Below are 16,871 nucleotides of genomic sequence, written 5' to 3' on the forward strand. Positions count from 1 at the left end.
TGGATCCAAGCGAAATCGTCCGGCCGCTTACAGGCGGCTGGCGATGGCCTGGGCAAAGCTCATGGTGGTGCCGGTGCCGCCCAGGTCGCCGGTCAGCGAATCCTTGGCTTCCATGGTCGCCACGATGGCCTTGCGCAGGCGCTCGGCGTTTTCCGGCTGGCCGACATGGTCCAGCATCTGCGCCGCTGCCAGTAGCAGCGCGCACGGATTGGCCTTGCCCTGGCCGGCGATGTCCGGCGCGGTGCCGTGCACGGCTTCGAAGATTGCCGCGTCCTTGCCGATGTTGGCACCCGGGGCCAGGCCCAGGCCGCCGACGAGGCCGGCGCACAGGTCGGAGATGATGTCGCCGAACAGGTTGGTGGTGACGATCACATCGAACTGTTCCGGACGCATCACCAGCTGCATGCAGCAGTTGTCGACGATCATTTCCTGGAACTCGATCTCCGGGTACTGCGCGGCGACTTCACGGGCGACATTCAGGAACAGGCCCGAGGTCGACTTGATGATGTTGGCCTTGTGCACGGCGGTGACCTTCTTGCGGCCGGTGCTCTTGGCCAGCTCGAAGGCGTAGCGCACGATGCGCTCGGAGCCCTTGCGGGTGATGCGGGTGCCGGAGAAGGCGGTCTCGCCGTCGGCCGACACTTCCTGGCCTTCGGCCAGGTAGGCACCTTCGGTGTTCTCACGCACGGTGATCAGGTCGACGTTGTCGAAACGCGACTTGGTGTTCGGGAAGGTGTGGGCCGGACGCACGTTGGCGTACAGGTCGAAGTGACGGCGCAGGCTGACGTTGATCGAGGTGAAGCCACCACCGACCGGGGTGGTCAGCGGGCTCTTCAGCGCGACCTTGTTGCGCGCGATCGATTCCAGGGTCACCGCCGGCATCAGGTCGCCGTGCTTTTCCAGGGCCACCAGGCCGGCGTCGGCGTCTTCGTACTCCAGGCCAGTCTTGAGCTGGTCGAGCACGAACAGGGTGGCGTCCATGATTTCCGGGCCAATGCCGTCGCCGCGGATGACCGTAATTTTCTGCGTCATTGATCGATGTTCCGAACAGGGGGAAAAACGCCGTCCGGACGTGCCCGGAAACGCCGGCGCAAAGGAAGTTTCACCGGCAATTATGCCTGAGCCGGGGCCGAGGTCCCAAATAGACCATGGTCCCAGTGCCCGGCTCAGGCAGAATTGCCCGCGCATCCCACCTTATCCCCGCGCCTTATCCCCGCGCCTGTCGGCGCGCCCCCTTGAACAACAAGGGGGCTTCTGGGCTGTTGGATCCCGGGGAAAGCCACGGCACTACCGGAAGAGCCGCGCGGGCCCGCTTCCCGGCCCCGGCAGACAACAAGGGGGCTCCTGGGCTGTGGGATCACGGGGAAGGCCCCTTGCGGGTGCGGTAGTGCCGGCCGCTGGCCGGCAACCTCGGCCGTTCCGGGTTCAGGGTATGCCGGCCAGCGGCCGGCACTACCCTCAGTGCGCGTGCGCTTCCGGGGCCGCCGCGCCGCCCTCGAGCTGGTCGAGGAAATCGACCGCGCGGCGCAGGTGCGGGATCACGATGGAACCGCCGACCACCAGGCCGACCGAGAAGGTCTCGAAGAACTCTTCACGGGTCACCCCGGCGTCCTTGCACTGGGCCACGTGGTAGCTGATGCAGTCGTCGCAGCGCAGCACCATCGAGGCCACCAGGCCCAGCAGTTCCTTGGTCTTCACATCCAGCGCGCCGGCCTGGTAGGTCTGCGTGTCCAGCGCGAAGAAGCGGCGCACCACCTGGTTCGGCTCGCCCAGGATCCGCTCGTTCATGCGCTTGCGGAACTCGGTGAACTCGGCGATGCGGTCCTTGCTGCCGTCGTCGGCCGCGCTCATGCCTGGCCCTGCCCGGCCAGCAGCGGCTCGAGCTTGCCTTCACGGTGCAGGGCCATCATGTCGTCGTAGCCGCCCACGTGGACGTCACCGACGAAGATCTGCGGCACGCTGGTGCGGCGGGTCAGCGCCATCATCTTCTCGCGCTCGGCCGGGTCCAGGTCGATGCGGACCTCGGTCCACTGCTGGCCCTTGCTCTTCAGGAAGTTCTTGGCGGCCACGCAGTACGGGCAGACGGCGGTGGAATAGATGGTGATGGCGGGGGCACCGCCGGCGGTCTGGGCTGTCACGGGAAACTCCACGATGGATCGACGGTCTACATATGGTACCGGTGCGCTGGAATTTCCACGCCACGGCCGCAACACTGTGGATTAACGAATGGTTGCCCCCCACCCTGCCACGCTTGGCGCGCCCTGCCCGAGGACCTCCTGCTTGCGAGCCCTGCTGCTGACTACCGCCGTCACCCTGGCCCTGGCCATGCCGCTGGCCCAGGCCCAGGAGAAGCTGCCCGACATCGGCTCCTCGGCCGGTGAGCTGCTGACCCCGGCCCGCCAGGCCGAGTACGGCGCGATGATGCTGCGCGAGCTGCGCAACTACGGCTACCTGCTGGATGACCCGCTGGTCAACGACTGGCTGCAGACCATGGGTACCCGGCTCGGCTCCAACAGTGACCAGCCGCGGCAGCCCTACACGTTCTTCGTGATGAAGGACCGCCAGATCAACGCCTTCGCCACGCTGGGCGGCTACATCGGGGTCAATGCCGGCCTGGTGCTGACCGCCGAGCGCGAGGATGAGGTCGCTGCGGTGCTGTCGCACGAAATCGCCCACGTTACCCAGCAGCATGTGCTGCGCGGTGTCGAGCGTGCCCAGCGTGACCAGATTCCGATCCTGCTCGGCATGCTGGCGGCGGTGGTGGCCGCGCAGGCCAGCAACAGCACCTCCTCCGGCAACGCGACGATGGCCGCGATCAGCTCGGGCATGGGCCTGATGCAGCAGCGGCAGATCAACTACACCCGCTCCAACGAATCCGAGGCCGACCGCCTCGGCATCCGCACCCTGGCGCGTAGTGGCTACGACGTGGATGCCATGGCCGGCTTCTTCGAGCGGATGTCGGCGGCGATGCGTGGCAACGAAGGCGGCTACAGCGTGCCGGAGTTCCTGCGCACCCACCCGGTCAACATCACCCGCATCAGCGAGGCCAAGGCCCGCGCCGAGCAGATGAAGAAGGACACGGTGCTGCTCACGACCAGCACCCCCAGCGGCGAGCGCAAGGAACGGGTCGACCCGGCCGATCCCAGCCTGGCCGAGCCGCTGCTGCGCGGCAACAACCCGCTGCTGCCCAGCAGCGTGCTGCGCATCCCGATGGGCCAGCTCACCCGCGGAGCGAGCGGTGATTTCGACTGGGCGCGTGAACGCCTGCGTGTGCTCAGCGCCGATTCCACCCCCGAGCTGGAGCGCGAGTATGCGGACATGGCCAAGCGGCAGAAGGACGGCCTGAACGACGCCCAGCGCTATGGCCAGGCGCTGGCGGCAATGCGCAGTGGTCGCGCCGGCGCCACCCAGGCCCGGCAGACCCTGGCGGGCCTGCAGCAGACCCGGCCGGACAACCTGTGGCTGGCGCTGGGCCTGGGCGAGGCCGAATCACGCGCCGGCCAGGCCGCCCAGGCCAACAACCGCTTCGAGCAACTGCTGCGCGAGCACCCCAACAGCCGTCCGGTGGCGCTGACCTATGCCGAGATCCTGAACGAACAAGGCAGCCGCGAGGCCGGCCAGCGCGCGCAGGCGATGCTGCGGCCGCTGCTGTCGCAAAGTGGTAACGATCCAGTCTTCCAGCAGCGATACGCCCGCGCCAGCGAACTGGCCGGTGACAGCGTGCGGGCCAGCGAGGCCTATGCCGAGGCCGCCTTCCTCAGCGGCCGCCCCGAACAGTCACTGATGCAGCTGCAGGCCCTCAAGCGCAACCCGGCACTGGACTATGTCGGCCGGGCCCGCGTGGATGCGCGCATCGAAGCGATCACCCCCACCGTGCTGGAGCTGCGCCGCCAGGGCGTGCAGGACCCGGATCTGGACCGCCGCTGAGCGCTGCATGACCGGTCGATGGCAATCCCGACCGGTTCCGGCCAGGTAGTCACAAACATGTCATCAAACCGTAGTCTACTGGCACCACTCCAGTAACCGAGCCCTACGGTGTCCTCGTGCAGAAACGCATCCTGATCGTCGATGACGAGCCCGCGATCCGTGAAATGGTCGCCTTCGCCCTTCGCAAGGGCGATTACGAACCGGTCCACGCCGGCGACGCCCGTGAGGCCCAGACCGCGATCGCCGACCGGGTTCCCGATCTGATCCTGCTGGACTGGATGCTGCCCGGCACCAGCGGCCTGGATCTGGCCCGCCGCTGGCGCAAGGAAACGCTGACCCGCGAAGTGCCGATCATCATGCTGACCGCCCGTGGCGAAGAAAACGACCGCGTCGGCGGCCTCGAAGCCGGCGTCGACGACTACGTGGTCAAGCCGTTCTCGGCGCGCGAACTGCTGGCCCGCATCCGTGCGGTCATGCGCCGTGCCCGCGAGGACGACGAGGACGGCAGCGTGGCCGTCGGCCCGATCCGCATCGACGGTGCCGCCCACCGCGTGTTCGCCAACGACCAGCCGGTGCCGATCGGCCCGACCGAATATCGCCTGCTGCACTTCTTCATGACCCACCCCGAGCGCGTCTACACCCGCGCCCAGCTGCTGGACCATGTGTGGGGCGGCAGCGTGTACGTGGAGGAGCGCACCATCGACGTGCACATCCGCCGCCTGCGCAAAACGCTGGAACCGTTCAACGCCGAGAACATGGTGCAGACCGTGCGCGGCGCCGGCTACCGCTTCTCCACTGCCACCTGAGTCTCGTCGTGCCGGCGCCACGCACCCGCGGGTGCCGGCGCCGGCAACTCTGCTATAACCCTCGGTTCACCCCAGTGAACCGCCGCACCTCAACGACGAGATCGCAATGCCCCGCCACATCCGCTCTGCCTGGTTGAAGACCCTGGCCACCGTTGCCGCGGTACTGCTGTTCTCCGGACTGGTGGGGTGGTTCACGGGCCATCTGTGGTTGTGCATCGCGCTTGGCGCACTGGCCACGCTGGCCTGGCATTACTGGCGCCTGCGCAGCGTGCTGCGCCGGCTGACTGCCCGCCAGCGCTGGGACACCGCCGAGGAAGGCACCGGCGTCTGGAACGAGCTGGACCGCCTGCTGTACCGCAACCAGGTGGAAATGCGCGTGCGCAAGCGGCGCCTGCTGGACATGCTCCGCAGCTACCGCGCTGCCGCCGCCGCACTTCCCGATGCGGTGGTGGTGCTGGACCGCAACAGCCAGCGCGTGCAGTGGTTCAACGAGGCCGCCACCGCCCTGCTCGGCCTGCATCATCCGGGTGACCTCGGCGAAGCTCTGGTCGAACGCCTGCAGCCGATGCCGTTGGCCCACTGGCTGGCCGGCGGCCGCAATGCCGAACCGATCCTCGACGTGCCCTCCCCGGTCGACCCTGCGATCCGCCTGAACCTGCGCCTGATTCCGTATTCGTCGGACTACTGGCTGCTGATCGCCCGCGACGTCAGCAAACTGCTGCGCCTGGAACAGGTGCGTCGCGACTTCGTGGCCAATGTTTCACACGAACTGCGCACGCCGCTCACCGTGGTGCACGGCTATCTGGACATGATGGATCCGGAGGATTTCCCGGGAACCGGACCGATGCTGGAAGAAATGCGCAAGCAGAGCCAGCGCATGGCCCAGCTGGTGGAAGACCTGCTGACGCTGTCGCGCCTCGAATCGCAGGAACACAGCGAGGATGAGACCGTGGCCATGCAGCCGATGCTGGCGACCCTGCGCCGCGAGGCCGAGGCCCACAGCCAGGGCCGCCACCAGATCAGCATCGACGACCTGGCCGGCGTTGACCTGCAGGGCTCGACCAAGGAACTGCACAGCGCGTTCTCCAACCTGGTCACCAACGCCGTGCGCTACACCCCCGCCGGTGGCCGCATCGCGGTGGAGTTCCACCGCGAAGGCGACGGCGCGGTGCTGTCGGTACGCGATTCCGGCTACGGCATCCCGGCCAGCCACCTGCCACGCCTGACCGAACGTTTCTACCGTGTCTCCAGCAGCCGTTCCCGCGAAAGCGGCGGTACCGGCCTGGGCCTGTCCATCGTCAAGCACATCCTCGGCCTGCACCACGCCCGGCTGGAGATTGAAAGCGAGGTCGGCAAGGGCTCGGTGTTCTCCTGCCATTTCGATGCCGACCACGTGCGCCCGCGCGAGTCCGCCCCCCTGACTTCCATCGAAGAATGACGCCATGAGCAGCCTCGGATCCCTCCCCCTCCCCGTGAGCCCGGACAACGATCCGTTGCGCGACCCGGCGCTCTACATCAACCGCGAACTGTCGCAGCTGGATTTCAACTTCCGCGTGCTGGCCCAGGCGATGGACCCGCAGGTGCCGCTGCTGGAGCGCCTGCGCTTCATGTGCATCTCGTGCACAAACCTCGACGAGTTCTTCGAGATCCGCGCCGCCGCCGTGCGCCACGCGCAGGAGTTCGGCCTGCCGCCGGCACCGGACGGCATGAGCCCGCAGACCATCCTCACCGCCATCCATGACCGCGCCGCGGAACTGGTGGACCAGCAGTACCGCTGCTGGAACGAGACGCTGCGGCCGGCGCTGATGGACGCCGGCATCGGCGTGCTTGGCCGCCACTCCTGGACCGACCGCCAGAAGCGCTGGCTGCGCGCGTACTTCCGCAACGAGATCATGCCGGTGCTGTCGCCGCTGGGCCTGGACCCGGTACACCCGTTCCCGAAGATCCTCAACAAGTCGCTGAACATCGTGGTGGTGCTGAAGGGCACCGACGCGTTCGGCCGCGCCGGCCACCTGGCCATCGTGCGTGCGCCGCGCTCGCTGCCACGCATCATCCAGCTGCCGGAGAAGCTCGGCGGTCCGCAGAACTTCGTGTTCCTGTCGTCGGTGCTGTCGACCTTCGTCGATGAGCTGTTCCCGGGCATGGAAGTCCAGGGGGCCTACCAGTTCCGCGTCACCCGCAATTCCGAGCTGGTGGTGGACGAGGAGGAAGTGGAGAACCTGGCGCTGGCGCTGCGCGATGAACTGGTCGACCGCGGCTACCGGCCGGCGGTGCGCCTGGAGATCGCGCAGGACATGCCACGCGACATCGTGCGCACCCTGCTGCAGAACTTCGGCCTGACCGAGAACGCGGTGTACCGCATCGACGGCCCGGTCAACCTCAACCGCATCATCCAGCTGTACGACCTGATCGCACAGCCGGACCTGAAGTACCCGCCGATGACCCCGCGCACGCTGCGCGACAGTGACGGCATCTTCGAGACCACGGCGCGCCAGGACCTGCTGCTGCACCACCCGTTCGATGCCTTCACCGCGGTGCTGGACCTGATCCGGCAGGCAGCGATCGATCCCAACGTGCTGGCGATCAAGCAGACCCTGTACCGCACCGGCAAGGATTCGCTGATCGTCGACGCGCTGATCCAGGCCGCACGCAACGGCAAGGACGTGACCGTCGTGGTCGAACTGCGCGCCCGCTTCGACGAGGAGGCCAACCTGGGCCTGGCCGATCGCCTGCAGGAGGCCGGCGTGCAGGTGGTGTATGGCGTGGTCGGCTACAAGACCCACGCCAAGATGCTGCTGATCGTGCGCCGCGAGGGCCGCAAGCTGCGCCGCTACGTGCACCTGGGCACCGGCAACTATCACAGCGGCACCGCCCGCGCGTACACCGACATCAGCCTGATCACCGCCGATGCGGACATCGGCAACGACGTGCACCTGCTGTTCCAGCAGCTGTCCGGGCTGGCGTCGAAGATGAAGCTCAAGCGCCTGCTGCAGTCACCCTTCACCCTGCACACCGGCATCCTCGGCCGCATCGAGCGCGAAACGCGCATCGCCGCCGCCGGCCGCCCGGCGCGGATCATCGCCAAGATGAACGCCCTGAACGAACCGCAGGTGGTGCGCGCGCTGTACGCCGCCTCGCAGGCCGGCGTGCAGATCGACCTGATCATCCGCGGTGCCTGCACCCTGCGCCCGGGCGTGCCGGGCGTGTCGGACAACATCCGGGTACGCTCGATCGTCGGCCGTTTCCTGGAGCACAGCCGCGTCTACTGGTTCGGCAACGACGGCGCACCGGAGATGTACTGCGCCAGCGCCGACTGGCTGGAACGCAACCTGCTGCGCCGGGTCGAGACCTGCTTCCCGATCCTCGACCCGGAGCTGGCCAAGCGGGTCTACCGCGAAGTCCTGCAGAACTACCTGGACGACAACCTCAACGCCTGGGAACTGGATGCCGACGGCATCTACCACAAGCGTGCGCCCGCCCACGACGAGGCACCGCATTCTGCGCAGATGGCACTGATGCAGGGGCTGTAACCCGGTAGGTGCCGACCTTGGTCGGCACGTTTGGATTCATCCACGCGTGGCGTGGATCTACCGTGTCGACCAAGGTCGACACCCACCAACAGCCGCGCAGAACGCCGTCCCGGCAGATCGCAGAGAACTGTCGAAGGCGGGGTGGGTCCGGTTGCGGGGGGCGTGAGCGCCATGGGCCCGAGGCATGCCTCGGGCGGGTTGGGCAGGACGCCCAACCCCGGTCTTGCCGTGTGCGCACGACAGCGCACACGAGCAAGCGCGACCAAGCCCCCATGGACGGGTTCACGGCGTCCCCTGCCATCGGACCCGCCCCGCCATCCCACGGATAGCCCGCTGTTGCTGTTGCTGTTGCTGTTGCTGTTGCTGTTGCTGTTGCTCTGGCCTCTGCGGGTGCAGGGCGCAGCCCTGCCGCACTCCCCTCTTCCAAAATGTGAAGGCCGCGCGGTGACGAGCACACCGCCCCTTCGGCTAACATTCGTCCATGCCGCACACCACCACGACTCCGCCCGCATTGCAGGATGGCGACCTGCTGGCCGCCATCGACCTTGGCTCCAATAGTTTCCACATGGTCATCGCGCGCTACACGCTCGGCCAGCTGCGGGTAATCGACCGCCTGCGCGAGACGGTGCGCATGGCCGACGGCCTGGATGGCAAAGGTGGACTCTCCTCCGCTGCCCGGCAGCGCGCGCTGGAATGCCTGGCCCGCTTCGGCCAGCGCATCCGCAATGTACCGCCGCACCGGGTACGTGCACTCGCCACCAACACCGTGCGCCAGCTGCGCTCGCCACAGTCGTTTCTGGTCCCGGCCGAAACCGCATTGGGGCACGCCATCGAAGTGGTCAGCGGCCGCGAAGAGGCACGCCTGATCTACCTGGGCGTAGCCCACGCGCAGCCACCCAAGCCCGGCCAGCGCCGGCTGGTCATCGACATCGGCGGCGGCTCCACCGAATTCATCATCGGCATGGGCATGCAGACCCTGGAGCGCGAAAGCCTGCAGGCCGGCTGCATTGCCAGCACCCGCCGTTTCTTCCCCGGCGGCAAGCTGAGCAAGAAGCGCTGGAAGGACGCGCTGGCCGAGATCGGTCGCGAGTTCCAGCCCTTCGCCAGCAAGTACCGCGCGCTGGGCTGGCAGGAAGCGTTGGGTTCTTCGGGCACGCACAAGGCGATCAGCGAGATCTGCGCGACGATGAAGCTGAGCAAGGGGGCGATCACCGCCGAGGCCCTGCCGCAGCTGCGCGACGAACTGCTGAAGGCCAAGAAGATCGACGACATCCAGTTGCCCGGGCTGTCCAGCGACCGCCGTCCGATCATCGCCGGCGGCATCCTGGTGCTGGAGGCCGCCTTCCAGGCGCTGGGCCTGCAGAAGCTGCTGGTCAGCAAGGCGGCGATGCGCGAAGGCATCCTTTACGACATCGTTGGCCGCGCTGGCGAGAACGACCTGCGCGATGAATCGGTGTCCGCGCTCAGCCAGCGCTACGGCATCGATACCGTGCAGGCCGACCGCGTGCAGGACACCGCGCTGTCACTGCTGGAACAGGTGCAGGAACGCTGGCGGCTCGATGCCGACGATGCGCGCATGCTCGGCTGGGCGGCGCGCCTGCACGAGTTGGGCCTGATGATCGCCCACAGCGGTTACCACGTGCATGGCAGCTACGTGCTGGAGCACTCGGACATCGCCGGCTTCTCGCGGCAGGAGCAGCAGATGCTGGCCGCCCTGGTGCGCAGCCATCGCCGCAGCGTGACCAAGACCGCGTTCGACGCCCTGCCCGAGCGCCTGCTGCTGACCGCACGCCGGTTGGCCGCCCTGCTGCGCCTGGCGGTGCTGCTCAACCGTGCCCATGAGGACGCCCCGCTGCCGGCGCTGGAACTGACCGCCGATGACAACCGCCTGTCGCTGATCGTGCCGCAGGCCTTCATCGACGCCCGTCCGCTGCTGCGCGCCGACCTGATCGGCGAGACCGACGGCATCGCCGGGTTGGGCATCCAGTTCCGGCCGTTCGTGGCCTGAACTGCGACGCGGGAACACGCGGCCAGCGCGCCAGTCCGCGCTGCGCTGCAACATTCCTGCCGTCTCCCTGCGCTGGCGCTTCCGTCGCAAGCCCCCGTTTTTTCTCACATTTTCATCACAAACGAGACACGCGAAGAAATATTTCGACATAAGGCCTTTACAGACTCTTAACTATCGAGACTAGTATCGGGGTACCGGCGCACTTGTGCTGGGCTGTTGGATGCTTTTTTGGCATCTCCCTACGTCTTTGAGAGAGAGAACGTAATGACTTCACGTACCGTGTTGGGCAAGGCCATTGCCCACGCCCTGGTGACGACCACCGCACTGGCCGCGCTGCCGGCCTTCGCCCAGGACAGCGGCAGCGCTTCGCCGACCAATCTGGATCGCATCGAAATCACCGGCTCGCGCATCCGCCAGGTCGATGTGGAGACCGCCCAGCCGGTGCTGGCAATGACCCGCGTGGACATCGAACGCCAGGGCTTCAGCTCGGTCGCCGACATCCTGCAGAACGTGACTGCCATGGGCAGCCCGGCGATCAGCCGTGCCAACGCCCTGAGCTCGGGCGAAAACACCGGCGGCACCTACATCGACATGCGCAACCTGGGCGCGCAGCGCACCCTGGTGCTGGTCAACGGCAAGCGTCTGGGCATCAGCACCTCGGGCCTGCAGGACGTGTCCTCGCTGCCGGTGTCGGCGGTGGAGCGCATCGAAGTGCTGAAGGATGGCGCTTCGGCCATCTACGGTTCCGATGCGATGGCCGGCGTGGTCAACATCATCACCCGTTCCAACGTCAACGGCGTGACCGCCAACGTCTACCACGGCCAGTACAGCGAAGGCGACGGCGCCCGTGACCGCTTCGACGTGGTCGGCGGCTGGAGCAACGACCGCGTGTCGCTGACGCTGGCACTGGAACATTCCGAAGAAAAGAGCGTCTGGGCCAAGGACCGCTGGTTCAGCAAGTACGGCGTGAGCGACCGCCACCCGGACGATGCCTCCAACTGGACCACGCTGAGCCAGTGGGGCCAGATTACCGGCCTGAAGGGTGGCCCGGGCTGCACCAACACCAGCCAGGGTTGCGGCTACTCGCTCAACCGCGGCGCTGACCCGACCAAACCGGCCAACTACCACCTGACCGACACGACGCCGTTCACCGGCGATGTCAGCAACGCCAACGAGCAGATGCACGTCATGTATCCGCTCAAGCGTGATTCGGTGTACTTCGACGGCCGCTTCAAGATCACCGACCAGGTCAACCTGCGCACCGAATTCGGCTACAACAAGCGTTCCGCCGAGCGCCAGATTGCAGGCTACCCCCTGCAGTCCAGCTCGGTGTCGATCTCGGGTGACCCGACCGCCACCGGCCTGATGTCCAAGGACAGCTATTTCAATCCGTTCGGCAACCAGCACGGTTATGCCAAGCCAACCGACGTGGCCTGGAACCGCCGTACCTGGGAAATCCCGCGCGTAAGCACCAGCGAACTGAAGACCTATCGTGCGGTAGTGTCGCTGGATGGCACCTTCGAGATCGGTCAGCGCTACTTCGACTGGGATGTGGGCTACCAGTACAACCGCAACGAGCTGACCGCCACCGCTACCGGCAACCTGCACAAGAAGCGCGTGCGTGACGCCGTGGGTCCGTCGTTCCTGGATCCATCCACCGGCAAGGTGGTGTGTGGCCGTCCGGGTGCGGTGATCGACGGCTGCATGCCGTGGAATCCGCTGGTGCCGTACGGCAAGACCGACCCCAACGGACTGACCGGCAATGAAGCGCTGATGGCCTGGCTGTTCCCGGCGGAGCACACCACCGGCCGGACCACCACCAAGAACGCGTTCGCCAACCTGTCCGGCAGCATCATGACCCTGCCGGCCGGCGACCTGGGCTTCGCTTTCGGCGTGGAAAGCCGCAAGGAAGATGGCCGCTACACCCCCGATGCCCTGGCCCAGACCGGCGCCACCACCAACCTGGCCGCGGGCCCGACCGGTGGCAGCTACAACGTGAAGGAAGCCTACCTGGAGCTCAGCGTGCCGGTGCTGGCCGACCTGCCCGGTGCGCGTGAGCTGAGCTTCAGTGCCGCCACCCGCTATTCCAAGTACAACACCTTCGGCAACACCCTCAACAGCAAGTTCGGTTTCAAGTGGAAGCCGATCGACCAGCTGCTGGTCCGTGGTACCTGGGCCGAAGGCTTCCGCGCGCCGACCATCAACGACCTGTACGGTGGCGGTTCGGAAACCTTCGCGCAGTTCAGCGATCCGTGCGACACCGTGTTCGGCTCGGCCAAGGGCAGTGCCGAAGTCCGCTCGCGCTGCGCACGTGACATCGCCGATGCTGCCAACTTCCGCCAGCTGAAGCAGGGCAACACGCCGGTGACCACGGCGCAGGATGCAACCCCGACGCCGTTCGTATCCGGTTCGAACCCGCTGCTGGTTCCGGAAACCTCGACCAGCAAGACGCTGGGCCTGGTGTGGAGCCCGACCTTCCTCAGCAACTTCAACGTCGCACTGGACTGGTGGAAGATCCGCATCGACAACACCATCGTCGGTGACAGCCCGAACCAGATCCTGAAGGATTGCTATGAGCAGGGCATCGAATCGCGCTGCAGCCGCTTCACCCGTGATCCGTCCAACGGCATCGTCACCGGCCTGAAGTTCGGCAACCGCAATGCCGGCTTCGCCGAGACCGAAGGCTATGACCTGGATGTCAGCTATCGCGTCGACACCGGCTACGGCAAGCTGAGCGCAGGCTGGACCAGCACCTATGTGAGCAAGAACGTCTACCGCTCCACCAATGATGTCCGTGATGCGATCACGCCGATCAACGGCGTTGCCAACACCATCGGTACCGCCACCAGCCTCGCATTCCGCGTGCGCTCGAACCTGGTGCTGGGCTGGGATGTGGGTGACTTCGGCGTCAGCTGGACGGCACGCTACTACTCCGGCGTGAAGGAGCGCTGCCTCAACGCCGCCCGGTATGCGGACGAATGCTCCGATCCGACCTTCCTGGCTCCGTGGCTGAAGTCGCCGACCGCTTACAACGAGCGCGGTGCGGTGACCTTCCACGACGTGCAGTTCCGCTACAACCTGCCGTGGGATGCCACCGTGTCGGTGGGTGCCAACAATGTGTTCGGCAAGGAAGCCCCGGTGATGTACAGCAAGCCGAACTCGTCGTTCTCCTATTACGGTGGCTACGACATCGGTCGTTTCATGTACATGAAGTACCAGCAGCGCTTCTGATCCATCCGCGCTGTTGACGCTTGACGACCACGGCCCTTCGGGGCCGTGGTTTCTTTTTGCTTCCGCGCAGGCTGACGCATTTGACAGCCCAGGCGTCCTTCGCTGCCCCGTGGTCGCAGCAATGCCGGAACGGCGACGAATCGTCTTCAAGCATCGCAGCTGTTTGATTCGCGTCGGCTTTGTGCAGATGCGTCAGCCTCTTCGACCCCAGATTCGTAACATTCCCATACCTCTCTCATCCGACCTTCACTAGCGTCGAATCTCCACCGCCTGCGGTGGCATTTGCGCCGTCCGCTTTGACAGCGCACCGAAGACCTAGAAGAGAGAGAGACCCATGACCATCCGTACTCCCGAACTGGGGTTGGCGATCCGTCGTGCACTGACGATGACGGCAACCGCAGCACTGGCCACCCCGGCACTCGCTCAGCAGCCCCCGGCGGCCACCACGCTCGATCGCATCGAGATCACCGGCTCGCGCATCCGCCAGGTCGACCTGGAAACCGCACAGCCGGTACTGACCATCAGCCGTGCCGACATCGAGCGTCAGGGCTTCAACTCCGTTGCCGACATCCTGCAGAACCTGACCGCAACCGGCAGCCCGGCCTTGAGCCGCGCCAGCCCGCTCAGCGCGGGCGAGGCTGCGGGCGGCAGCTACGTGAACATGCGCGGCCTCGGTGCACAGCGCACCCTGGTGCTGGTCAACGGCAAGCGCCTGGGCATGACCACCAGCGGTTACCAGGACATTTCCAGCATTCCCGCAGCCGCCGTCGAGCGCATGGAAGTGCTCAAGGACGGCGCCTCGGCCATCTACGGCGCCGACGCGATGGCCGGCGTGGTCAACATCATCACCCGCCGCAACGTTGAGGGTGTCACCGCCAGCGTCTATCACGGCCAGTACAGTGAAGGCGACGGCGCCCGTACCCAGTACGACGTGGTTGCCGGCTGGTCGAATGACCGCGCCTCGATCAGCATCGCGGCCGAGCATGTCGAAGAAAAGGGTGTGTGGGCCAAGGATCGCGGCTTCAGCGCCTACACCTATACCGACCGCCACCCGGCCGACGGCTGGACCACGGTCGGACAGTGGGGCCGCATTACCGGCTTCAAGGGCCCGGGCTGCACCAACAGCCGTGGCTGCAGCTATTCGCTTGATCGCGGGAGCCAGCCGGGGGGACCGGACAGCTTCCACCTCAGCGACAACACACCGTTCACCGGTGATGTCAGCAACAGCAACGAGCAGATGCACCTGCAGACGCCGATCAAGCGCGATTCGATCTTCGTCGACGCGCGCGTGGATCTGAACGACCAGGTCCGCTTCAACACCCAGCTGTCCTACAACCGGCGTACCACCACCCGCCAGATTGCCGGCTATCCGTTCCAGTCCGGCGGCGCCGGCATCACGCCGATGTCTGCCGACAGCTGGTTCAACCCATTCGGCAGCCACCACGGCTATGGGAACCCCAGCGATGTGCACTGGAACCGCCGCACCTGGGAGGTCCCGCGGGTCAGCACCAGCGATCTGACCACCTGGCAGGCCGTCGCGGCACTGGAAGGCAGCTTCGAATTCGGCGGTCGCGACTTCGACTGGGAAGCGGGCTACCAGTACAACCGCAGCGAGCTGACCCAGCGTGCCACCGGCAACCTGCACAAGCAGCGCGTCGCCGATGCCACGGGCCCCTCGTTCTACAACCCGCAGACCGGCAAGGTCGAATGCGGAACACCGGATGTACCGATCGCCGGCTGCAAGCCGTGGAATCCGCTGGTGCCGTATGGCCAGGATGATCCCTACGGCCTGACCGGCAACAAGGAACTGCAGTACTGGTTGTTCCCCGAAGAACTCACTCGTGGCCGCACCACCACCCGCAACCTGTTCGCCAGCCTCAGTGGAAGCTTCGCCACACTGCCCGCGGGCGAACTGGGCTTTGCCGTGGGCGCCGAGAGCCGCCGCGAGGACGGTCGCTTCATTCCCGACGCGCTGGCCCAGACCGGGGCCACCACCAACCTCGCCGCAGGCCCCACCGGCGGTGGCTACCGCGTCGACGAGGCCTATCTGGAGCTGAGCGTGCCGGTGCTGCGCGACCTCGCCGGTGCACGCGAACTGACGCTCAATGCAGCGACGCGCTACTCGGACTACTCCACCTTCGGTGGAACCCTCAACAGCAAGTTCGGCTTCAGCTGGAAGCCGATCGATCAGCTGCTGGTCCGTGGCACCTGGGCGCAGGGTTTCCGTGCACCGACCATCTCCAACCTCTACGGCGGCGGCTCGGAAACCTTCACCACCGGCTTCCGTGACCCCTGTGACACCGTTTACGGCGCTGCCGCCAGCAGCCCGGAGGTGCGTGCACGCTGCGCCGCCGACATCGCCAACGCGGAAAGCTACCGCCAGCTCGGCCAGGGCAACGAACCGATCACCGGCAGCAGCGGGCAGACGCCGGTGCCCTTCGTCAATGGTTCCAATCCCGACCTGAAGCCGGAAACCTCGACCAGCCGCACCCTGGGCCTGGTCTGGAGCCCGACGTTCGCTGAAGGGCTGCACATCGCACTGGACTGGTGGAAGATCCGCATCGAGAACACCATCGTTTCCGACCATCCCAATGACATTCTCCGCGACTGCTACGAACTGGGCATTGCCGAGCGCTGCAACAGCTTCAGCCGTGACCCGGAGCTGGGCATCGTCAACAAGCTCAAGTACGGCAGTCGCAACAGTGGCTTCGCCCAGGCCGAGGGCTATGACCTCGAAATCGGCCACAAGGTCGAAACCCGCTGGGGCACGCTGAGCGCCGACTGGAAGAGCACCTATGTGGTCAATGCCGAGGAACGCACGACCAATGAGATCGATGTGGCGCCGATTCCCAGCAACGGCATCGCAACCAACGGCGGCATCGGCTTCCGCGTGCGATCCAACGCGTCGCTGGGCTGGGAACGTGGCAACTTCGGCCTGACCTGGGGCCTGCGCTACTTCTCTGCGGTCAAGGAGCGCTGCCTGGATGTCGAGGACTATCCGAACGAATGTTCGCACCCCGGCCAGCGCGCACCGTGGTTCAGCGGCACGCGTGACTACAACCGTCGTGGATCGGTCACCTTCCATGACGTGCAGGCGCGCTACGGCCTGCCGTGGAATGCCACCGTTTCGATCGGCGCCAACAATGTGTTCGGTCGCCAGGGACCGATCATGTACAGCCAGCCGAGCTCCAACTTCTCCTACTACGGTGGCTTCGACATCGGCCGTTTCATCTACATGAAATACCAGCAGCGCTTCTGATCCACGCACCGCACGCGTCCCCCACCACGGCCCTTCCGGGCCGTGGTGGCACGCGGGCCCAACCCGCGTCATCTGGCGGTCGCAAAGTGGTCATATCGGCTACATCGCCA

The 16,871-nt window shown here is 66.2% G+C and carries 10 protein-coding genes; 7 read left to right on the forward strand and 3 right to left on the reverse strand.

Annotated features, from left to right (window positions below):
* Positions 1-27: 27 nt before the first annotated feature.
* The 3 genes from VPH47_RS16975 to grxC form a co-directional block, all read right to left on the reverse strand.
* On the reverse strand, positions 28-1,032 hold the full coding sequence (locus VPH47_RS16975) for an isocitrate dehydrogenase (protein ID WP_014036138.1): 1,005 nt from the start codon (positions 1,030-1,032) through the stop codon (positions 28-30).
* A gap of 426 nt (positions 1,033-1,458) precedes the next feature.
* Positions 1,459-1,851, reverse strand: a complete 393-nt coding sequence (locus tag VPH47_RS16980; RefSeq protein WP_032129080.1) for a carboxymuconolactone decarboxylase family protein — start codon at positions 1,849-1,851, stop codon at positions 1,459-1,461.
* Entirely contained in the window at positions 1,848-2,138 is a 291-nt protein-coding gene (gene grxC / locus VPH47_RS16985; protein ID WP_004154541.1) for a glutaredoxin 3, read from the reverse strand. The genes VPH47_RS16980 and grxC overlap by 4 nt, the downstream gene beginning before the upstream one ends.
* Before the next feature lie 88 nt (positions 2,139-2,226).
* Here grxC and VPH47_RS16990 point away from each other — a divergent pair, with 88 nt between their 5' ends.
* The 7 genes from VPH47_RS16990 (at position 2,227) to VPH47_RS17020 (ending at position 16,761) form a co-directional block, all read left to right on the forward strand.
* Positions 2,227-3,927: a M48 family metalloprotease gene (locus VPH47_RS16990; protein WP_368851334.1), complete on the forward strand. Its 1,701-nt coding sequence runs from the start codon at positions 2,227-2,229 to the stop codon at positions 3,925-3,927.
* A 116-nt stretch (positions 3,928-4,043) separates the two neighbouring features.
* A complete protein-coding gene (gene phoB / locus VPH47_RS16995; RefSeq protein ID WP_005408258.1) occupies positions 4,044-4,733 on the forward strand; it encodes a phosphate regulon transcriptional regulator PhoB in 690 nt (229 codons plus the stop codon).
* Between the two features lie 106 nt (positions 4,734-4,839).
* Positions 4,840-6,171: a phosphate regulon sensor histidine kinase PhoR gene (phoR, locus tag VPH47_RS17000; RefSeq protein WP_164162938.1), complete on the forward strand. Its 1,332-nt coding sequence runs from the start codon at positions 4,840-4,842 to the stop codon at positions 6,169-6,171.
* 4 nt (positions 6,172-6,175) lie between these two features.
* Positions 6,176-8,263 carry a polyphosphate kinase 1 gene (ppk1, locus tag VPH47_RS17005; RefSeq protein ID WP_368851335.1) on the forward strand — a complete coding sequence of 696 codons (2,088 nt, stop codon included), beginning with the start codon at positions 6,176-6,178 and terminating at the stop codon, positions 8,261-8,263.
* A gap of 481 nt (positions 8,264-8,744) precedes the next feature.
* Positions 8,745-10,271, forward strand: a complete 1,527-nt coding sequence (ppx, locus tag VPH47_RS17010) for an exopolyphosphatase (RefSeq protein WP_110711208.1) — start codon at positions 8,745-8,747, stop codon at positions 10,269-10,271.
* 264 nt (positions 10,272-10,535) lie between these two features.
* The gene (locus tag VPH47_RS17015; protein ID WP_368851336.1) at positions 10,536-13,502 is read left to right on the forward strand and encodes a TonB-dependent receptor; all 2,967 of its coding nucleotides are present in this window, start codon (positions 10,536-10,538) and stop codon (positions 13,500-13,502) included.
* A 334-nt stretch (positions 13,503-13,836) separates the two neighbouring features.
* Positions 13,837-16,761, forward strand: a complete 2,925-nt coding sequence (locus tag VPH47_RS17020; RefSeq protein WP_368851337.1) for a TonB-dependent receptor — start codon at positions 13,837-13,839, stop codon at positions 16,759-16,761.
* Positions 16,762-16,871: the final 110 nt, after the last annotated feature.

This window comes from Stenotrophomonas sp. WED208 (assembly GCF_040984485.1).
GTDB lineage: Bacteria > Pseudomonadota > Gammaproteobacteria > Xanthomonadales > Xanthomonadaceae > Stenotrophomonas > Stenotrophomonas riyadhensis.

Excerpts from the sequence above, each read along its gene's own strand:
- ppk1 (WP_368851335.1), top strand. The coding sequence starts at position 6,176 with ATGAGCAGCCTCGGATCCCTCCCCCTCCCCGTGAGCCCGGACAACGAT.
- VPH47_RS16980 (WP_032129080.1), bottom strand. The coding sequence starts at position 1,851 with ATGAGCGCGGCCGACGACGGCAGCAAGGACCGCATCGCCGAGTTCACC.
- VPH47_RS16990 (WP_368851334.1), top strand. The coding sequence starts at position 2,227 with ATGGTTGCCCCCCACCCTGCCACGCTTGGCGCGCCCTGCCCGAGGACC.
- VPH47_RS16975 (WP_014036138.1), bottom strand. The coding sequence starts at position 1,032 with ATGACGCAGAAAATTACGGTCATCCGCGGCGACGGCATTGGCCCGGAA.
- VPH47_RS17015 (WP_368851336.1), top strand. The coding sequence starts at position 10,536 with ATGACTTCACGTACCGTGTTGGGCAAGGCCATTGCCCACGCCCTGGTG.
- phoR (WP_164162938.1), top strand. The coding sequence starts at position 4,840 with ATGCCCCGCCACATCCGCTCTGCCTGGTTGAAGACCCTGGCCACCGTT.
- ppx (WP_110711208.1), top strand. The coding sequence starts at position 8,745 with ATGCCGCACACCACCACGACTCCGCCCGCATTGCAGGATGGCGACCTG.
- VPH47_RS17020 (WP_368851337.1), top strand. The coding sequence starts at position 13,837 with ATGACCATCCGTACTCCCGAACTGGGGTTGGCGATCCGTCGTGCACTG.